The organism is Chitinophaga sp. NPDC101104 (assembly GCF_050277495.1).
In the GTDB taxonomy this organism is placed as follows: domain Bacteria; phylum Bacteroidota; class Bacteroidia; order Chitinophagales; family Chitinophagaceae; genus Chitinophaga.
On the sequence record NZ_JBNNSF010000001.1, the window covers coordinates 1,339,399 to 1,358,968 of the forward strand.

The window sequence follows — 19,570 nt, forward strand, 5'->3', positions numbered from 1 at the left end:
CACCGCTGGCTTAATTCAAGGCTTGCATGAAAATTAAACTGTTTATCGTAGACGACCATTACATGGTAATTGAAGGCATCCGTTCGCTCTTGCAGCAGGAGCCTTCGATAGAGTGGCTGGGGCATGCTACCAACGCGGCGAGCTGTATCAGTTTTTTAGCACAGCAGCAGCCCGACGTGATTTTGATGGACATCAATCTGCCCGACAAGAGCGGCATCGAGCTTTGCCGGGAAGTACGGAGCAAGTATCCCGGCTGCAATGTGCTCGGTCTAAGTACATTCAACCAGCACGCGGTTATCCGGGATATGATCGACAACGGCGCTTCCGGTTATCTCCTAAAGAACGCCGGCAAGCAGGAGCTGATGGAAGCCATTCAACTCGCCGCCAGGGGTAAAACCTATATGAGCCACGAAGCCAGCACCAGTTTGAAAGATTCTGCCCATCAAATCCCCGTCATCACCCGAAGGGAAAATGAAATACTGAAACTTATCGCCGCCGGCCTTACCAATGCGGCCATCGCAGAAAAACTGTTTATCAGCATACCTACGGTCAATACGCACCGCAAAAGCCTGCTCGAAAAGTTTAACGCAAAGAATACAGCGATCCTAATTGGAAAGGCTGCGAAGATGGGGCTGATTAATGTGGAGTAGGGAGGCGATTGCCTCCTTCCCCCAAGTGCTTTAAAATGACACCCTTAATTTACCATCAATTCTTTACATGGGTTTCACAGCGGGTAGTTTTTTTCTTCGACCGGCGTTCTATAGAAGTAGGTAGCGGAAATAAAGCGGCGCTGAATGCATTATAGCGTCTAAAAACTAATTGACCCATTTTTGGTATTTGGCCGGTTCACATTTCCGTAAAAAAAACGTGCGCTTCACTGCTTCAAATAAGTTATCGGCGGGCCTACCTTCTCGAATCCGTGCGCTTTTCTAAGTTCATTCCTTTCTTCCTCCGTCATATTTCTGGCTACGCCTTCACTGAGTTTCCTGAAGTACGCTTCCATTTTTCCCGCGGGCTGGTGGGTTATCATGACCCTGGCTTCGCCGTTTCCGATTTTTGCGAAAGTGTGAGGCACCATCCGGGGCCCAAATACCAAATCGCCTGCTTTGGCATTGTAAGTTGTGTCGCCCACTCTGATAAGGAACTCACCCTGCAGCACATACCACCATTCATCAGTTTCATAATGCGTATGCAGGATGGGCCCGCCTTCTTTGATACGGGTAGATTCGAAAACATACATCCCGCCATCGGTGTCTTTAGCCGAGACTTTTGTATAAAAAACGTCTCCTTCAAACGGAGAGATACTTTTTCCGGCGCGATCTTTCCCGGCTTCAACCTTAAAGCCTTTTTCATTCCCGGGTTTTGAACTTAATTTTGCAAGCAGGTTGAATGGAACAGCAAACAGGGCTCCCATAACAGCCCCAAGCTTTAAGAAAGTACTGCGTTTCATAGTATCTGTTTTGGAGTTCAGGAATATAAGAAGTTGAGCTGTCTGGATCAGTTATCCAATTGATGTTTCCTATTAAAGCAATCCGCTGATGTCAAACAATGGCTGAATAAGAGGAATTATTGGCGGGATTATCGGAATTCTTTTCTGTATGCTAAATTAACTTTGCCGGCATTATTGCAATTCCGTACGATTTCTTCAGCGCAAATAAGCCTGATGCAGCATGAATATGACTATTGGGCTTGCCTAAAGGTACCAATTCTGCCTGAATTGAAAATATGCATTCAATGACCGCTCTGTTGATCAGCCATAGATATTTTGATATAAATTCTATTTTTGTCTGGTGTCTTGCATTTGCTCCAAAGACAGATTGAACCAGGAAGCATTGTTTCATTATGAATCATTTACACAAATAATATTAAACTAAGATGATAGCAGTATTGGAAGGGACTGCATTAAGGACAGTTGAAGATTTTCACAAAGCAATCAGTCAGCAATTGAAGTTTCCGGTCTACTATGGAAACAATCTTGACGCGCTTTGGGATTGTATGACGGGATGGATAGATCCACCTGCCAAGGTTATTTGGAGAGATTTTGAATTCAGTAAAATGTACTTAGGGGAATTTGCGGTTAAGGCTAAGCTGATATTTGATGAAACAGTGAAGGTGCTTGAGGGGTTTAAGTTTGAATGTAGTTAAATACAAATCGATAATCGTCCCTCACAGGCCGCACAATTGTTCAGAGACCCGTAATATACGGGGATGTTTTAGTCGAGCTGGACTGTCAAGATTCTTTAAACACCTATTATCATCCCGCCCAATCCCTGCCGGAAATTTTAACGTGCTTTCTTTCTGGCAGATTGCAATGTTTAACCCAACAGCACGCTTATTTACATTAAAAGATGAATCCAGCCAATTACCGCTAAACTCATGGAAACTAAAAAAGGGGACATCATTTTACAAATGATCGTCCCCTTTTTGTGGTTCTTTATAGGATATCTCCCGTCACTTCCCCATGCCGCTGCTCAATTTCACGAACAACCGCGGCGCCGAGCCATCGCGGTTTGTCTTGTATAGGTTCCAGTTGTTGCCGTCTGTTTCTTCCAGGTGGAACGACTGCGTTGCGTCCATCAGTTCTTTTTTTACCCACCGCGGGAAAGCGTTGGCCGCCCTTGCGTTCTCCCAGGTCCTGATAACGGTGAAGATCTTTTCCTTCTCCGGACAGCTTTCCACGTCCTTTTGATTCAGCGTGAGGCTATAGGTTGTGCCCACGCCCACCGATATGGCCTGCACATGCTCGTAGTCGGTAGCTTTCGAATTCGCCTTGATGGGGAAATTGCCGCCCATGCCCACCGGGAAGAAGTTGGCATAGGTGACGTCGCGGAGGTCTTTTCCCTGGCTGGTGGCGCTTCCCCATTCCCGGGTGTCGGTATCGTAGAGGTTTTTCCCGCCGCCCACGTTCCAGATGCTCTGGTAATGCCACGAGCCCTCAGACAGGGTAGCCCCCGTAAACCGGATCGTACCAACGCCCGACCGTTCCGCCCTCTCGAACATCTTCCGGAAGAAACGCTTGGCGGAATAATAGCCATGCCCGTTGTTGAAGAGGAATTCCTGCCCGTCGAAATCGTAATAGCGAAGTCCGTTGATGGCGCACACATCCGCGTAGTGCGCGGCGATTTCGTCTTGCAGCTCCATGTTCGGGATGAGCCCGTCGTACCCGTAATTCACCGTTACCTGTAACTTGTAAATCACATCCCCGGCAGCATGTGCCGCCGGCGTGGTTTTCCAGTAACCGCGTTTTACCTGCAGGAGCCGGTAAGGCTTCGTGGTGGAAACGCCCATGTAATGAATGAGCTCCTTGCCGATTTTTATCATGTTCAGATTGGCGCAATGCCCTTCCCAACTGGCGATCTCTTCCAGGTACCTGGGATCGTCTACGAGGATAATGGTATCTGTGGCGCCGATGCCTTTGGTCAGCAGGCGCTTTTGCTGGTAGCAGAGGCTGTCGCTGGGCACCGGGCTGGCATCGAGGGTGCCCGGGGCGAGGGAGTTGGTGATGGGCGTCCGGCCGATGGTAATGCCTTGCCGGGCGGCGATATCGGCGAATTCTTTATGCGACAGGTTCCCGCTCGTGAGCTTGAGGGGCTTATGCTCGAAGTTCCTTCCGTCGATGTAACCTGCATTTCCCCTGTCGGGCCGCAGGAACCCCTGGTCGTACAGGCTGATCGTTTTGAATCCGAGCCTCGCCGTATAGGAAATAATGCTGTCGTACAACCCGCCCGCGGTGATGGCGTCGGGAACGTAGGCGGAGGGGTCTTTCACCCATTTGCCGTTGATGGTCGGGTAGGGCAGCTTTTCTGCCAGAACGATTTTTTGGATAACGTCCAGCAGCGCGGTGCTGTCAGGGCTGCCCCACAACGCCACGGAGGAGCCGATGTAATCCACGCCGGGCAAGGGTTGTACCTGCAAATGGTTAGGCGTGTTGGCGGCCATGTTGGGAATGAGGGAAAAGTAGACTTCCCGTTCGATCGTCCGGTCGCGGGATTGGTAGGCGATGGATATCCTGCCTTTTGCGTCTACCATGGCGGCATTTCCGTACATGATCCGGAACCATGGCTCCTTATGCGCGTAAAACGCCACATCGCTGATGCCATTGCCGCCGAGGGTGAAAACCTGTCCTTCGTGAAGGGAATCCGGTAAGGGGAACCGCTTCGCGTCCGGCGTGTGAATGATGTACTGGAAGGGGGCGGCGTCGCCGATGGTTTCGGCCGTTCCGCCGAGGGTATTATCGTTCAGCGCCAGCATCCCGATCGCAAAATTGACCGCATCGCTGGTATCGCGGCTCACGCCGATGATCTCGCCCATGAGGTTGGTGATATTGGTGTGGATGGAGCCCCATTGCACCGCGTCTATCCCTTTGCGGGGAGAAAGGGAGCGCAACACGAGCCTGAAGTACCGCTGCTGCGGCTGGATGCTGATGGTAGCCACCGAGCCGTTCGGGTACTGCAGCGCCAGGGTATTGTTCCCTTTCGCATAGGTGGCCTTTACAGGCTGGTAATACTGCTTCTTTTTACTGTCGTACAGGCTCAGGAGGGGCGATGGCTTGTCTTTCGGACTGAATTCACGGTTCGGCTGAACGGTGATGTTTTTCATGCTGGTGATCCACCCCTTGTTATTGATGTGGATCCTGAAATAATCCGTTTGGAAATCGTGCTGCGCGCGTACGCCGCCGGCCAACACGGTAGCCAGGAGCAGGAAAATACTTTTTTTGATTATCGTTCTCATATAAATGATGCGAAGCGGCCCCGCCGGCAGATCGCCTGGCCGGGTGCCGCATGTTTTAATTTACGAATTTGCCCCGAATGATCGTCCATGTCCATAACCCGGTCCTGCGGACGACATCCGGTGCCGGAATTCCGGAACGGTAAATTTTCATGAAATATCAGGGGACTGCAACCGGTAAATTGATCTTTTGTAATGCTTTATTTGCAGCCTCCGGCCCGCCACTGCTACCTTATTTCATACGGACCGGCCGATTTTAGTAAAGCCCATCAGTATTTAACTTCAACGCGATAACACTATCCCGTACCGTTGTAATGATGATCATACCTGAAATTGCCCAAAGTACCTATACATCCCGAATTCCTCAAAAATGGTTACCATGATCGTTGCTGAACTACTCGTCATCGTCTACCTGGCTGCATGCGTCTGCTACAACTTCGCCTTTTCGGTGGCCGGCCGTTTTTGGGCTGCCGCGCCCGCCGCGGGGCTGGACGAAGGAGCGCCCTGTTGCCGCATCGTGGTATTAATACCGGCTTACAAGGAAGACAACGTAATCGTAAATACAGCGAAAAGCTACGATAGCCTGAATTATCCGCGGGCGAGCTATGATGTGGTGGTGATCGCCGATTCGCTACAGCCCGGAACGATTTCGAAGCTGTTGCAGGAAGGCCTGTACGTGCTGCCGGTACAATTCACCGTGAGCACGAAAGCGAAAGCCCTGCATGCGGCATTGGAGCGCCTGCCGCCGGTGTATGATATCGCGCTGGTTTGTGATGCGGATAACGTGTTGGAAAGGGATTTTCTCCTGAAAGTGAATCGTGCTTTCCGCCAGGGCCACCCGGTCATCCAGGCGCAGCGGGTAGCAAAGAACCTGGATATGCCGTTTGCGATATTGGATGCGGCCAACGAGATGATCGCCAACCACATCCACCGCAAGGGCGCTAATGCATTCCGGCTTTCCGCGTCCCTGGCGGGTTCTGGCATTGCGGCCGAATTTCGGCTCATCCGGGAAACGATGCAGCAGGCCGTTGCCATCGGCGGGTTCGGGGAAGATAAAGTGCTGCAACAATTGATCGTGGAAAGAGGGCACCGCATCCATTACCTGGAAGAGGCGCTGATCTATGATGAAAAGGTCTCCAACGCCCGCGCGTTCGAAAACCAGCGGAAACGCTGGCTGTTCGGCCAGCTGTACTGCCTGCGGCAAAACTGGTGGAAAGGGAACCTGGAGCTGCTGAACGGGAACATCGATTACTGGTATATTTCCATATGGCAGAACCTCCTGCTGCCACGGCTCCTGTTGCTGGCGGCCACCCTATTGCTTTCCGTGATCTACCTGCTTTTTAACGCTTATCTGGCTATTCCCTACCATTGCTGGATCGCGTTACTGAGCATGTGCTGCGGCAGCCTGTTGCTGCCATTGCCGGTGAAGTTCTACACCCGCTTCCTGTTGCGGGCGGTCTTGTACCTCCCCTGGGCTATGTTCCTCATGCTGGTGCTCGTTTTCAGGAACCGGAAAGCCAACAGCGCGTTCATTCATACACCGCATCATAAAACGGGCGTGGACAATGTACTGTTCGACCGGAACTGGCAGCACCCGTAACGGCAGGCGCCGGAAAAGAAAAAAGGCTTCCCCGGGAGGAAGCCTTTTCATCTGGCATATGTTCCGAATGGCATCGGGAGAGGATAAATAGCGGCGGATCAGTGCGCCTTGAAAACGTCGTCCATCGCTTCCAGCGAGCGCCCCTTTGTTTCCGGGACCATCCGCAGAACGGTCCAGAAGGCGAGGAGGCAACAGCAGGCGAAGAACCAGAAAGTGGTTGCGCCCCCGAATCTCCCCAGCAACACCGGCGTGAGCTGCCCCACGATGGAATCTGCGACCCACATGGTCATCAGGCTCACGGCCATGGCCTGGCCGCGGATATGCGTGGGGTAAATTTCCGCGGCGATGACGAACTTCAGTGGCCCCAGCGAAAACGCGAAGCAGGCGAGAAACAGGATGATCGCCACTACCAGCGCCAGGTTCCCCGTAGCCCCGGTATGCGTGCAATATCCGGCGAAAAGGAGGCTGGCGGCGGCACCCAGCGATCCCACCATATACAGTGGACGCCGTCCCATACTGTCTACCTTCCAGATAGCGATGAGCGTGAACACGAAATTGGCGATCCCGAAAATCGTCTGGCTCAGCAATGCGTTCGAAATATTGATCCCTGCTTCGTTCAGGATGCGGGGGCCGTAATAAATCACTGCGTTGATGCCGCTGAACTGGGAAAACAAAGGCAGCAAAATGCCGATCAGCATGGGTTTGCGCAACGCTGGCGAAAACAGCTCCCGGAAAGAGCCCCGGGAAGCCACGGCGGGCGCGGCGGCAACGTCTATGCTGGTGTTCATTTTCTGCAGGATGGCCATCCCTTCGGCCGTACGCCCCGTTTGCAGCAACCAGCGCGGACTTTCCGGGATAAACGCGATACAGATGATAAACAGCAGCGAAGGAATACCACCGATGCCGATCATGGCGCGCCATGGCTCGGCAACGAGCCAATGGGCGGCAGGCGCCTTTTGCGCATATTGGAGAACGGCCGCGTTCGTCAGATACGCGAGGAGGATGCCCGCGGTGATGGCCAGCTGGTACAATGTAACCAGCCGCCCGCGGATATGCGCCGGCGCGATCTCTGAAATGTACAATGGCGCCACGATAGACGCGATGCCCACGCCCACGCCACCTGCGATGCGCGCCAGCACCAAAATCGTAAAGCCCGGGGAAAGCGCGCTGACGGCGGCCGACAGCAGAAACAGCACCGCCGCGGCGGCGAGCATCTTCTTTCTTCCCAAACGGTCGCTCAGCACGCCGGAAAACGCGACGCCGGCAATGCAACCCACGAGGGCAGACGATACGAACCAGCCCTGAACGGCATCTGTCAACTGGAACTGGTCTTTGACGAAAAGCAGCGCCCCTGAAATAACGGCCATGTCGAAGCCGAAAAGGAGCCCGCCGAGCGCGGCGGTAAAAGTGGCAAGACCTACATACTTTGCGGATTGATCCATATTATCGGTATAGAGATTAGCAGCATTCTTCTTTCACGAAAGCCCTGACAACTTTCACTTCCTCGCCGCTGTCGTTGAGGAGCGTATAAGCGCCGGCGGCGGCGGGGATGATGAAGGTTTCCGCATAATGCACCACCTGCTCCCGGCCGTTCGTCAGCACGCGGATGCGCTCGCCTTCCACGAGGCTCAGCACATGGCATTGGTTGCCGGTTTCGAGCTGAACGGCGGATGAAAATTCCACCCGCTCGATGCGGTAGAAATGCTGGGGATGGGTGGGCAGGTGGAGCAGGCGCCAGTCGGGCCCCTGTTGGATGGTAACCGGGGCCGACAGCAGGGTTTCCCTTACCACATCGCCCTTCCGGTCAAAATCAAGGTTCTCGAACGCCCGTGCGATGTTCAGGGTACGCGGCCGGCCGTTGAGGTCGGTGCGCATCCAGTCGTACATTTTGAAGGTGTATATGTAGGGCGTGGCGCTGATTTCCAGTACCAGGTTGTCTTTCCCGGAACTATGCACGGTACCGTTGGGAATGAGGAAAAGGTCGTGGCGATGGGACGGGAATACCTGAACGAATTTTTCGATGTCGACGGCCTGGTGTTGTTCCACACTGTTTTCGAGCGCGCTTCTGAAAGCGGTGGCATCGATATCGTCCCGGAAGCCGAGATATACTTTGGCGCCGGGTTTGGCGTCGAGGATGTAATAGGTTTCGTCTTGCGTGAACGGCTCACCGAAATTGTCGCGGGTATAGGGAACGCTGGGGTGGCACTGGATGGAGAGGTTGCCGCCGTCGAACGTATCGAGGAAATCGAAACGGATGGGGAAGGTGTTGCCGAAGCGGGGCGCGGCTTTGCCGAGCACGGCGGTGTTATCGAGCATGAGCATCGTATCCAGCGAAATTTCCTGGAGCAGGCCTTCATGTTCGAGAAGGATGCCGTTTTCCGGTGCGATCAGTTCGAACGACCAGGCATAATTCACGACGTTGGGATTAAGCTCCGCGATGTTTTCCCGGATCCAGTGGCCGCCCCATACGCCCGGCTCGAACCAGGGCCGCGCGCGGAACATGTTGCGCGACATTTCGCGGAGCGTATTGCGGAGCGTATCGCCTTCGCACCAGGTGATCTCGCTGAGGCGCTGCTCGTCGATGAACAGTTCTACGGAAGGCAGCAGGGCTTTTTTATGGCGGTTCAGCACGGGCCAGTCTACGAAATAGAACGATTTGTATTGCTGGCGCGCATCGCCGGAAATGCTGTGGTGGCCGATGTTGCAGACTTGTCCTGCGCGGGACCGGAACTGGATCTCGTTTTTGGGGAGATCGATATAGAGGAGTGCGCCGTCCCAGCCACACAGCGAGGCGCCGCAGCCGTAGAGGATATTCAACTGGCCGTTTTCGGGCCGGATGTCGCGGAGTTTTTCCGGGGAAAAGAAATCGCTCAGCTGGCCGTCGAAGACTTTTCCGAAGAGGGGATCGCCGTTGCCGAGGCTGGACGCAACGAGCGCATCGCGGTCTGCAGCGGGGATGAGTGCGGTGTTGACGTTGACGAAGCGGGCATTGGTTTGAAGGGCGGCGAGGCGGGTTTGGAGGGCGGAAATGAAATCTTCCCATTGAACGCCTACGTATCCGTCGATGATGATGTTGGCGCGGCGTTGGAGGATCCAGGTGAGGAGGGAGTCGAACCCTGCGTGGATGGGGCCTGTTGCGGTGAAGCAGGGATAAATGTCATAGCCTGCCTGTTCCCGTTTTTCCTTGGTAGGGGGCGCCAGGAATTGTTCTGTGGCCCTGAACCGGTGTTGCTGTTGGGTTTGTGCTGGATTAATGGTAGACATAAGGTATATAAATGTAGTAATGTACAAACATATACCAAATCAAATTAAATTCCAAACCAGGGGGAAGGATGGATCAGGAAGAGCGCCGGCTTTCGACGGTGTAGATGAAGCTTTCGGCTTTGTAATAGCCGAGGTTGTATTCGATGGGGCGGTCGGCCTGGTCGAACACGAAGCGTTTCCGGAGGAGGATGGCGCTGTCTACATCCACTTCCAGCTTTTGGGCGATGAGCTTATCGGCGAGCCGGGCGCTGATTTCTTCCTTGGACAGGGTGGCGATGACGAAGTGTTCCTGTTCAAGCATTTCGTAGAGGGGCATTTTGAAGTCTTCGTCGCCGGTGAGCCCCACCCGTGGGTGGAAGTAGGAGATGAAGTAGACGAAAGGCTCCTGGGTATTGCCTCTCAGGCGTTCGAGCTTGAGGACTTTCTGGTCGGTTTTGATATCGAAGAAGCCGGCCACGGTTTCATCGGGGAACACCCAGCTGATGTGGAGCTCGTAGTTTTTGATGACGATCCCCCGGGCCTGCATTTCCTGCGAAAAGCTAAGCCAGTTCATGGATTTGGAGCTCATCTTGGCGTTGGCCACTTTGGTGCCGAGGCGTTTCTTGCGCACCAGCAGTTCTTCATACACCAGCTTGTTGATGGCCTGGCGCAAGGTGGTGCGGGATATGGCCAGCCGTTTGGCGAGCTCTACTTCGTTGGGCAACAGCTTTCCGGCCTGGTACTCGGGCTGCTTGATAAGCTCCCGTAACAGGTTCTCCGCCTGGATATGCAGCGGAACGGCACTTTGATGGTCAATCTTTAATCGCATACATGTATAAACATAACTTACCTGCAAATTAGAAAATAAAATCCGTAGCCACCCCATCCCACCGGCAGATTCCTCCCGAATGTCTGAATGATGCAAATAAAGCATCATTCAACAGAATGAATAATCATTCGTAATGTTCATATTATCAAATCATTATGAAAATGTTAAAATTTTTCCGGTCAAAATGTTTGTAGTTTCCCGGGTTTATATGTAAATATGTACACACAATTAAAACATATTCACATTCCCGTTCACTATGAAGAAGAACTACCCGATGTTATGTAGAAAGCGGTACCTCTTCCTGTGGCTGCTCCTGTTGCTCGCCAACGCAGCCGTCGGACAGGCACCGAAAATATCCGGCAGTGTGACCGATACGAAAGGACAAGCCATTCCCGGCGTAAACATTCGCATCAAACACACCCAGTCCGGCACCGTCACCACGCCCGACGGCAAATTTACCCTCCAGCTGAAATCCGCCGCAGACACACTCGTGTTCTCCTTCGTCGGATTCCAGTCCCAGGAAATCGTGCCCGGCGTCCGGAGCACCGTCAACGTAACCCTGCTGGAGGATAAAAATGATCTCGACGATGTGGTGATCGTAGCTTACGGCCATCAGAAAAAACAAAGCATGGTGAGCTCCATCACCACCATCAACCCCAAAGAGCTGAAAGGCCCCACCAGTAACCTGACTACCATGCTCGCCGGCCGTATTTCCGGCATGATCTCCTACCAGCGCAGCGGCGAGCCCGGGGCAGACAACGCCCAGTTCTTCATCCGCGGCATCACCTCTTTCGGGTCCGGTAAAATCGACCCGCTCATCCTCATCGACGGCATGGAATCCACGGCTACCGAACTGGCGCGCATCCAGCCCGACGATATCGCAGGGTTTTCCGTGCTCAAAGACGCCGCCGCATCGTCGCTCTACGGCGCCCGCGGCGCCAACGGGGTGATCCTCGTCAACACCAAATCCGGGAAAAGCGGCGCTACCAAAATGAACGTGCGGCTGGAGAACTCCATGACGTCGAACACCCGCAACTTCAAGCTGGCAGACAATATCACCTACATGCGCCTGGCCAACGAAGCCATGCTCACCCGCGACCCGCTCGGCGTGCTCCCGTATTCGCAGAACAAGATCGACCACACCGTGGCGGGCGACAATCCTTACCTCTATCCGAACAACAACTGGATAGAGCAAATGATCAAAAAGAACACGAACAACCAGCGGCTCAATCTCAACCTCAGCGGCGGCACCCCCAAAGCACAGTATTACGTGGCCGCCACCGTGAACCAGGACAACGGTATCCTCAAATCCCAAAGCGGCAGCGGCTTCAACAGCAACATCAAGCTGCGCAGCTACGAGGTGCGCTCCAACGTGAACCTCCAACTCACCAAAACCACAGAAGCCATTTTCCGTACCACGGGCAACTTCGACGACTATAACGGCCCCATCGGCGGCGGCGGCGCCATCTTCGGCAGCGTACTCAACGCCAACCCCGTCCGCTTCCCCGCCATTTTCCCGGCCAGCGACCGCCCGCAGGTAAAGCACCCGCTTTTCGGCAACGCCGCCCGCGGCACCGACGGCGAAGTGTACACGAACCCTTACGCCAACATGGTCTCCGGATTCCAGCAATACAATACCTCCACGCTGAACGTGCAGCTGGAGCTGAAGCAGGACTTCAACTTCCTGACGCCCGGCCTCACGGCCCGCATGATGATCTATACGAAACGGTATTCGAGCTTCAGCCTGTCGCGCCAGTTCTCACCGTTCTATTATTCCGCCAACCCCTCGCTCGAGGCACCAGGCGGTTATACGCTGTCGCTCCTGAACGAGAAAACCGGGACGGAGTACCTCAGCTACAACCCCGGCGCCAAGATCGTCAACACCACCACCTACGCGGAAGCGGCCGTCATGTACAACCGCACGTTCAATAAGGTGCACAATGTCGGCGGTTTGCTGATCGGTATCCGCCGGAACTATCTGAACGGCAATTCCACCGACCTGCAGCAATCGCTCCCTTTCCGCAACCAGGGCGTTTCCGGGCGCGTGACTTACGGGTACGACGACCGCTACATGTTTGAAGGCAATTTCGGTTACAATGGTTCCGAGCGTTTCGCGAAAAGGAACCGGTTCGGGTTCTTTCCCTCTGTGGGCGTGGCCTGGAACGTGAGCAGCGAGGATTTCTTTTCCGATTTATCCAACACCGTTTCCCGCCTGAAACTCCGCGCCACGTATGGTCTGGCCGGCAACGACCAGATCGGGCGGGCGGAAGACCGGTTCTTCTACCTTTCCAACGTGAACCTGAACTACAATCCTTACGGGGCAACGTTTGGCGAGAATTACGGGTATGGCCGGCCGGGGGTACTGATCTCCCGCTATCCCAACGAGCTGATCACCTGGGAACGTGCGCTCAAGGCGAACGTGGGCATGGACCTCAGCCTCTGGAACTCGGTGAACTTTACCATAGACGCTTACAAGGAGCGCCGCAACAGCATCCTCATGCAACGGGCTTACGTTCCCACCACCATGGGCTTAACGGCGCCGGTGTCTGCCAATGTGGGCGTGGCCGAAGGGCGCGGGTTTGAGCTGCAGGCCGATTACAACAAAACCTTCGGGAAAGCCTGGCTGCAGGCCCGCGGTACGTTCACCTACGCCACCAGCGAAATCCTGGTGAACGAAGAGCCGGAATATGCGGCCAACATGAAGTACCTCTCCCGCGTGGGCCACTCGGTTGGCCTCGCTTACGGTTTGGTGGCGGAAAGATTGTTCGTAGACGATGAAGACGTGAAAAACTCCCCCAAGCAGCATTTCGGCGAAACCCGCGGCGGCGATATCAAATACCGCGACCTGAACGGCGACGGCCAGATCACCGACCTGGACATGATCAACGGGCTGAGCTATCCCGTTACCCCGGAAATCATTTACGGGTTCGGTTTCTCGTTCGGCTACAAAAATTTCGACATCAGCACTTTCTTCCAGGGATCGGCGCGTTCTTCGTTCTACATCGACCCGGCCAAGATCTCGCCTTTCGTGGCCGACGGGCCCAACGAAAACGGTTTGCTCAAAGCGATCGCAGACGACCACTGGTCTGAAGACAACCGCAATATCTACGCTTTCTGGCCAAGGTTGGGAATGACGCAGAACGCCAATAATAATAAGGTGTCGAGCTGGTGGATGCGCGACGGCGCTTTCCTCCGGATGAAAAGCGCCGAGATCGGGTACAACATCGGCGACAAGGGTTTGAAAAGATACCGCATCAACGGGCTGCGCATTTATGCGAACGCCGTCAACCTTTTCGTGATCAGCGCCTTCAAGCTCTGGGATCCCGAACAAGGCGGCAACGGGCTGGGATACCCCGTCCAGCGGACGTTCAACATGGGCATCAACGTACAGTTGTAATCGCCCGCGCCATACATTTCAATCACCTGAAACATTATAATTACATGTCAGTCAGAATATTAAAGGGCCGGATGGTGGCCGTGGTGCTGCTGGGAGTTGCGGCGATGCTGGGGTCCTGTATGAAAGGGTTCCTCGATATGGTGCCAGACAACGTGCCCACGCTGGACCACGCTTTCGCCAACCGTCTCGAAGCCGAAAAATATCTTTTCACCTGCTATTCCTTTCTTCCGCAGGAAGGCCATCCCGACAAGAATCCCGCTTTCAGCGGCGGAGACGAGGCGTGGACGTATTGGCCCATGCAGGAAGATTACTTTTACCTCGATCCCTACAACATCGCCCGCGGCAACCAGCAAAAGGCTTCGCCGTATATGAATTATTGGGACGGGTACGATGGGAAGTCGCTCTGGCAGGGAATCCGCATTTGCAATATCTTCCTGGAGAACGTGGGCAAGGTGTACGATCTGCAGCCTTACGAAAGGGACCGCTGGATCGCGGAAGCCAAGTTCCTGAAGGCTTACATGCACTGGTACCTTTTCCGGATGTACGGGCCTATCCCCATCATGGATAAAAACCTCCCGATCGATGCGCCGCCGGCAGCCATGAAAGTGTACCGCCAGCCGGTCGATTCCGTCGTGAACTATATCGTGCAGACGCTCGACGATGCCGCCGCCGGCGAAGCGTTGCCCATGAAAATTACCAGCGTTACCACCGAACTGGGGCGCGTTACCAAAGCAGCCGCCCTGGCCGTAAAGGCGCGGGTACTCGTTACGGCCGCCAGTCCTTTGTTCAATGGCAATAACGATTTTGCAAATTTCAAGAACAATAACGGGCAGTTGCTGTTCAACGCGCAGGCCGACGATCAGAAATGGGTGCGTGCGCGCGAGGCCTGCAAAGCGGCTATCGACATGGCTGCGGCAGCGGGCCTGAAGTTGTATTATTTCAATTCGGCCGTGGTGGAAGTCAATAATTTCACCCGCACGGAGCTCAATATCCGCAACGCCGTTGGCGAGAAATGGAACAGCGAGCTGATCTGGGGGAACACTTCCGGCGGAGCGCCTACCTACTGGCTCCAGACCTATGCCTGCCCCCAGCTCGATCCCAACAACTTCAACATTGCCCTGAAAGCAAAACTGGCCCCGCCCATGAAGATCGCGGAGCTGTTCTACACGAAGAACGGCGTGCCCATCACCGAAGACAAAACCTGGGACCACGCCAATCGTTTCAAACTGCGCACGGCCACCGCGCTCGATTCCGGTATCCAGGAAGGGTATAAGTCGGTAGGGCTTCATTTCGACCGCGAGCCCCGTTTCTATGCAGACATCGCTTTCGACGGTTCCAAATGGTTCATGCGCAACGGGGAATTCAAGATCCAGAGCAAATCCGAACAATGGGCCGGCAAAAAGCAAAGCCGTATTTACTCCATCACTGGCTATTACACGAAAAAAATCGTGAACTGGAACCTCGTGTTCGACAAAACCAGTCTTACCGTTGAGTCTTATCCCTGGCCGGTTATCCGCCTCACCGATCTGTACCTGCTGTATGCCGAAGCGCTGAACGAAACCGGTGATGCTGCCGGCGCGCTGCGCTACCTGAACATGGTCCGCGAAAGGGCCGGCTTGAAATCCGTGGAAAGCGCCTGGGCCACCTATTCCACCAATCCTGCCAAATACACTACCCAAGCCGGTCTGCGGGAGATCGTACGCCAGGAGCGCACCATCGAAATGGCGTTCGAAGGCAGCCGGTTCTGGGACCTCCGCCGCTGGAAAACCGCGCCGCAGGAACTGAGCAAAGCGATTTACGGTTGGGATATTATTCAGACCACTTACGAAGACTACAACCGCCGCGTGCTCCTGTACAGCCCGCAGTTCATCGCCCCGCGCGATTACTTCTGGCCCATCGCCGAAGGGAACCTGCAGATCAATCCCAACCTGGTGCAAAACCCCGGATGGTAACGAAAAATTCATGATAACATTTGCGAAAGCAGTTTAAAAATATCGGTATGCCAAACAAATTCACCCTCGCCGCATTGGCCGTTTTACTGGCGGCGGGCGCCTGCAAAAGGGACGAGGCCGGCCCTGTGGAAAAGGACGGAACGCCTCCGGGCGCCGTCCGCAACCTCACCGTGGAAAACCTCCACGGCGCGGCAAGGATCAGCTTCGAATTGCCCGGGGATAAAGACCTCCAGTACATCAAAGCCCGCTACACCGCCCCGGGAGGCACGGTGCGCGAAACCCGCGTGAGCCGTTTCAACCGGAGCCTCCTCATGGAAGGGTTCGGCGATACGAATGCCTACACCGTTACGCTGTTTGCGGTAGACAAGAGCGAGAACGTTTCCGCACCAACGGAAATCACCGTCAAGCCCCTGGAGCCGCCTGTCCGGATCGTCCGCAGATCGCTGGGGATTATTCCCGACTTCGGCGGCGTGAACGTTTCCTTTGAAAACGAAGAAGAGAAAGATCTCGCCATCGTGGTTTTGTCGATCGATTCGCTGGGCCAGTTTTCGCCCCGCGCCACACAATATACCAAACTGAAGAAAGGCGATTTCTCCACCCGGAACATGCCCAACAAGCCCACCCGGTTCGGCGTATACGTACGCGACCGCTGGGGCAACCTGTCAGACACCCTCCTCACCGAGCTCACCCCGCTTTTCGAAGAGCAGCTCGACCGTACGAAAATGAACGGGGTGGTATTGCCCGGAGATGCGCCCATCGGGCACCTCGGCTCCATCGCCGGCCTGTTCGACGGCAACACGCAGGCTGGTTTCTATCACTCGTCAGACGATGCGCGGATGCCGCAATGGTTCACCTACGACATGGGCGTTACCGCCAAACTGAGCCGGCTGGTGTGGTTCATGCGCCCGGGGTTCTTCTTCAGCCTGCACAACCCGAAGGAAGTGGAGATCTGGGGCAGCAACAACCCCAATCCCAACGGCAGCTTCGACGATAGCTGGGTGCTGCTGGCCCGGTCTACGCAGACCAAACCTTCCGGCCTGCCCGAAGGCCAGCTTTCCCAGGCCGACCAGGAAGCCGCGCTGCTGGGGCACACCGTCACCTTCCCGGTCAATTCGCCGAAAGTGCGGTACATCCGCTTCAAAACGCTGAAGAACTGGTCGAACGGTACGTACGTGAATTTCCACGAGATCAAAATGTACGGAGATACGCATTAATCCATCCCATTAACCAATCAAAATCATGAAAGATTTACGCATTTCACTGTTAATCGGGATGATCGTTCTGGCCGCCGCATCCTGCTCCAAAGACAAGCGCGACGCATACAAAGACTTTATGAAAGGCGGGGAAATCATCTATCCCGGCCGTGCAGATACCGTGCTCGTGAAACCGGGCCTCAACCGGATCAAATTGTCCGTAGTTTTGGGGAACGATCCGCTGGTGAGCCAGCTGCGCGTGTTCTGGAGCAATAACGCCGATTCGGTCACTGTGCCCGTAAAACGCACTTCCGGTATTGATACCATCGACGTGCTGGTGCCAAACCTGAAGGAAGGGAATTATAACTTCGCCGTGTATACGTACGACGATGAAGGTCATGTTTCCATCATGGTCAACGCTTTTGGCGTGGCATACGGGCAGAATTACACCAGTTCGCTGGTAAACCGTACGCTGCGCTCGGTGGAGCAGTCGGCCGACGGGAGCCAGGTGCTCCTGAACTGGGGAGAACCGGCCGGCGGGGAACTGGGCACGGAAGTGAAATATAAAGGCGCCGACGGGGTGGAAAAGACCATCACCGTTCCGGCTACCGAATCGGTGACCACATTGCCAGATTACGAAAGCCGTTCGCAATTGACGTACCGTTCGCAATACAAGCCCGATACCATGGCGTTCGAGTTTTTCTATCCGCCCCTTTCTTCCGCCACGCTGCCCGTTTTTGAGCGGCAACTGGCGAAATCCGGGTTCAGTGTGCTGGAACTGCCGACCGATATCAAAAGCAATCACGGCTGGCTGATGCCTTACCTGTGGGATGGCAACATCAATTCAGGCTTCGCCACGGCCAACCAGGTACCGGCGTGGTTCACCATCGACGCGGGGCAATCGGCCGCGCTGAGCCGCATCAAATACTGGCAGGCTACGGACAGGCTGTACAGGATCGAGAACGTGAAAACGTTCGAGGTTTACGGGAGCAACAGTCCGGCGGGCGACGGCAGTTGGGACAGCTGGACCAAAATCGGTTCCTTCGCGTCGGTAAAGCCGTCGGGCAAGCCGGTCGGGGAGAATACGCAGGAAGACGTGGATTACGCGCTGGCGGGAGAAGATTTCGCCGTTGCTGCAGGCACCGCCAAATTCCGGTATTACCGCTTTAAACTGCTCACCAACTGGGGGAACAGTGCATTTTTTACCATGGGAGAAATATCGTTATTCACGCACGACCGGTAATGCCGGTCTGGATATAGCAACAATCAACAGGAACCACAAACAAGTAGCATGAAACGTTTGATTTTTTTAAGCTTTTTATTCACTTCGGCGGCATCATTTGCGCAGACGGGGGATTTGAAACTGGTGTCTTATCCGGGAAGGATAGAAGAAAGCATCGGGAAGCGCGCATTGGCCAGGCAGATATTGAGCGACAGCCGGCTGGATACCGTGGAAACCCGCGCCCTGCGGATCCTCAACGGGTTCAACGCCGGTAACGGATACGGAGAGATCTGGATCCGCGACCTCAATACCTTCATCACCGGCTCGCTCCAGGTGCGCGATAAAAAGGACGTGAAAGAGGCGCTGCTCCTGTTCTTCAAGCTCCAGGGGGCAGACGGCAACATCCCCGACGGCGCCATCGCCAAGAAAGATGCCGCGCTGGCTTACAAATACGCCAGCACCGATCTCGCCCCGGGATGGGCGAGCCACAAGAATACCGTGGAAACCGACCAGGAAACCTCCCTCATCCAGGCCGTCCGCAAATACATCGACGCCACCGGCGATAAATCCATCCTCGATGAAAAAGTGGGCGCGCAAACCGTGCTCCTCCGCATGGAAGCCGCGATGAACTTTCTCCTGAAGGAACGCTGGGCCGCGGATTACGGCCTCATCAAAGGCGCCACCACCATCGACTGGGGGGATGTGCAGCCCGAAAAAGGCTGGGGCGTTGCGCTCAACGATAAAACCAAATGGACCATCGATATCTATGACAACGCGATGTTCATCATCGCCCTGAACGATTTCATGAGCTTGTTGCCGAAAGGGGACATGCGTAAAAAATGGGAACAGACGGCCGGCGATATTAAAAAGAACGTCCGCAAGCACCTCTGGGACGCGGAAAAGAAAAAGTACATCCCGCATATTTATCTCGACGGAAGCCCCTTCCCAGCGGATTTCAACGAAAACGAGATCCTCTATACCGGCGGTACCGCCTGCGCGATCCTGGCCGGGCTGCACTCCAAATCCGAGATCCGCGCCATCAACGACCAGTTCCTGAGCGCGGCGGAGAAAGAGAAATTCGCGACCATCGGGATGACGGTGTACCCGCCCTACCCGGTGGAAGTATTTCCCAACATGGCGGCGTACCATTACCAGAACGCCGGCGACTGGACCTGGTTCGGCGGCCGCATGATCCATGCGCTGCACCTCAATGGCTTCAACAATGAGGCCTACGCAGAAGTGAGCCCCATGCTCGACCGTGTGATCCAGCACGGGTTCCACGAGTGGTACGAAGTGCGTTCCGGTAAACCTTCCGGCTCCGGCGATTTCCGGGGAGAAGCGGGCGTATTGTATGATGCGATCCAGCTGCTGCGCAAATGGGCGGCAAAAAACCAATAATTAAAAGA

At 54.8% G+C, this 19,570-nt stretch carries 13 protein-coding genes; 8 read left to right on the forward strand and 5 right to left on the reverse strand.

What is annotated here, in order from left to right; all coding sequences use genetic code 11:
* Positions 1-26 precede the first annotated feature (26 nt).
* Positions 27-650, forward strand: a complete 624-nt coding sequence (locus ACQKLP_RS05550; RefSeq protein WP_427320838.1) for a response regulator — start codon at positions 27-29, stop codon at positions 648-650.
* 224 nt (positions 651-874) lie between these two features.
* Here ACQKLP_RS05550 and ACQKLP_RS05555 read toward each other — a convergent pair whose 3' ends face one another.
* Positions 875-1,450 carry a cupin domain-containing protein gene (locus ACQKLP_RS05555; protein WP_427320840.1) on the reverse strand — a complete coding sequence of 192 codons (576 nt, stop codon included), beginning with the start codon at positions 1,448-1,450 and terminating at the stop codon, positions 875-877.
* Positions 1,451-1,875: 425 nt separating this feature from the next.
* Here ACQKLP_RS05555 and ACQKLP_RS05560 point away from each other — a divergent pair, with 425 nt between their 5' ends.
* A complete protein-coding gene (locus tag ACQKLP_RS05560) occupies positions 1,876-2,145 on the forward strand; it encodes a barstar family protein (RefSeq protein WP_427320842.1) in 270 nt (89 codons plus the stop codon).
* A gap of 306 nt (positions 2,146-2,451) precedes the next feature.
* Here ACQKLP_RS05560 and ACQKLP_RS05565 read toward each other — a convergent pair whose 3' ends face one another.
* Complete coding sequence (locus tag ACQKLP_RS05565; protein WP_427320844.1) at positions 2,452-4,731, reverse strand: hypothetical protein; 2,280 nt, start codon at positions 4,729-4,731, stop codon at positions 2,452-2,454.
* A 376-nt stretch (positions 4,732-5,107) separates the two neighbouring features.
* Here ACQKLP_RS05565 and ACQKLP_RS05570 point away from each other — a divergent pair, with 376 nt between their 5' ends.
* Entirely contained in the window at positions 5,108-6,328 is a 1,221-nt protein-coding gene (locus ACQKLP_RS05570) for a glycosyltransferase (RefSeq protein WP_427320846.1), read from the forward strand.
* 98 nt (positions 6,329-6,426) lie between these two features.
* On the opposite strand, the gene ACQKLP_RS05575 is transcribed toward ACQKLP_RS05570, so the two are convergent.
* From ACQKLP_RS05575 to ACQKLP_RS05585, 3 genes are all read right to left on the reverse strand, one after another.
* Complete coding sequence (locus ACQKLP_RS05575) at positions 6,427-7,770, reverse strand: sugar porter family MFS transporter (RefSeq protein WP_427320848.1); 1,344 nt, start codon at positions 7,768-7,770, stop codon at positions 6,427-6,429.
* Positions 7,771-7,786: 16 nt separating this feature from the next.
* A complete protein-coding gene (locus ACQKLP_RS05580) occupies positions 7,787-9,592 on the reverse strand; it encodes a class I mannose-6-phosphate isomerase (RefSeq protein ID WP_427320850.1) in 1,806 nt (601 codons plus the stop codon).
* A gap of 73 nt (positions 9,593-9,665) precedes the next feature.
* A complete protein-coding gene (locus ACQKLP_RS05585) occupies positions 9,666-10,400 on the reverse strand; it encodes a GntR family transcriptional regulator (RefSeq protein ID WP_427320852.1) in 735 nt (244 codons plus the stop codon).
* A 256-nt stretch (positions 10,401-10,656) separates the two neighbouring features.
* Between ACQKLP_RS05585 and ACQKLP_RS05590 the strand changes: the two genes are divergently transcribed.
* Genes ACQKLP_RS05590 through ACQKLP_RS05610 form a run of 5 tightly spaced genes read left to right on the forward strand, consistent with a single transcriptional unit; the run spans position 10,657 to position 19,562 of the window.
* Positions 10,657-13,797 (forward strand): SusC/RagA family TonB-linked outer membrane protein, encoded by a 3,141-nt coding sequence (locus ACQKLP_RS05590; RefSeq protein ID WP_427320853.1) that lies wholly within the window; start codon positions 10,657-10,659, stop codon positions 13,795-13,797.
* A 44-nt stretch (positions 13,798-13,841) separates the two neighbouring features.
* Positions 13,842-15,749 (forward strand): RagB/SusD family nutrient uptake outer membrane protein, encoded by a 1,908-nt coding sequence (locus ACQKLP_RS05595; protein WP_427320855.1) that lies wholly within the window; start codon positions 13,842-13,844, stop codon positions 15,747-15,749.
* Between the two features lie 47 nt (positions 15,750-15,796).
* Positions 15,797-16,963, forward strand: coding sequence for a DUF5000 domain-containing lipoprotein (locus ACQKLP_RS05600; protein WP_427320857.1), 1,167 nt, complete (start codon positions 15,797-15,799; stop codon positions 16,961-16,963).
* A 25-nt stretch (positions 16,964-16,988) separates the two neighbouring features.
* The gene (locus ACQKLP_RS05605) at positions 16,989-18,185 is read left to right on the forward strand and encodes a DUF4998 domain-containing protein (RefSeq protein ID WP_427320859.1); all 1,197 of its coding nucleotides are present in this window, start codon (positions 16,989-16,991) and stop codon (positions 18,183-18,185) included.
* Between the two features lie 48 nt (positions 18,186-18,233).
* A complete protein-coding gene (locus ACQKLP_RS05610; RefSeq protein WP_427320861.1) occupies positions 18,234-19,562 on the forward strand; it encodes a hypothetical protein in 1,329 nt (442 codons plus the stop codon).
* Positions 19,563-19,570 lie beyond the last annotated feature (8 nt).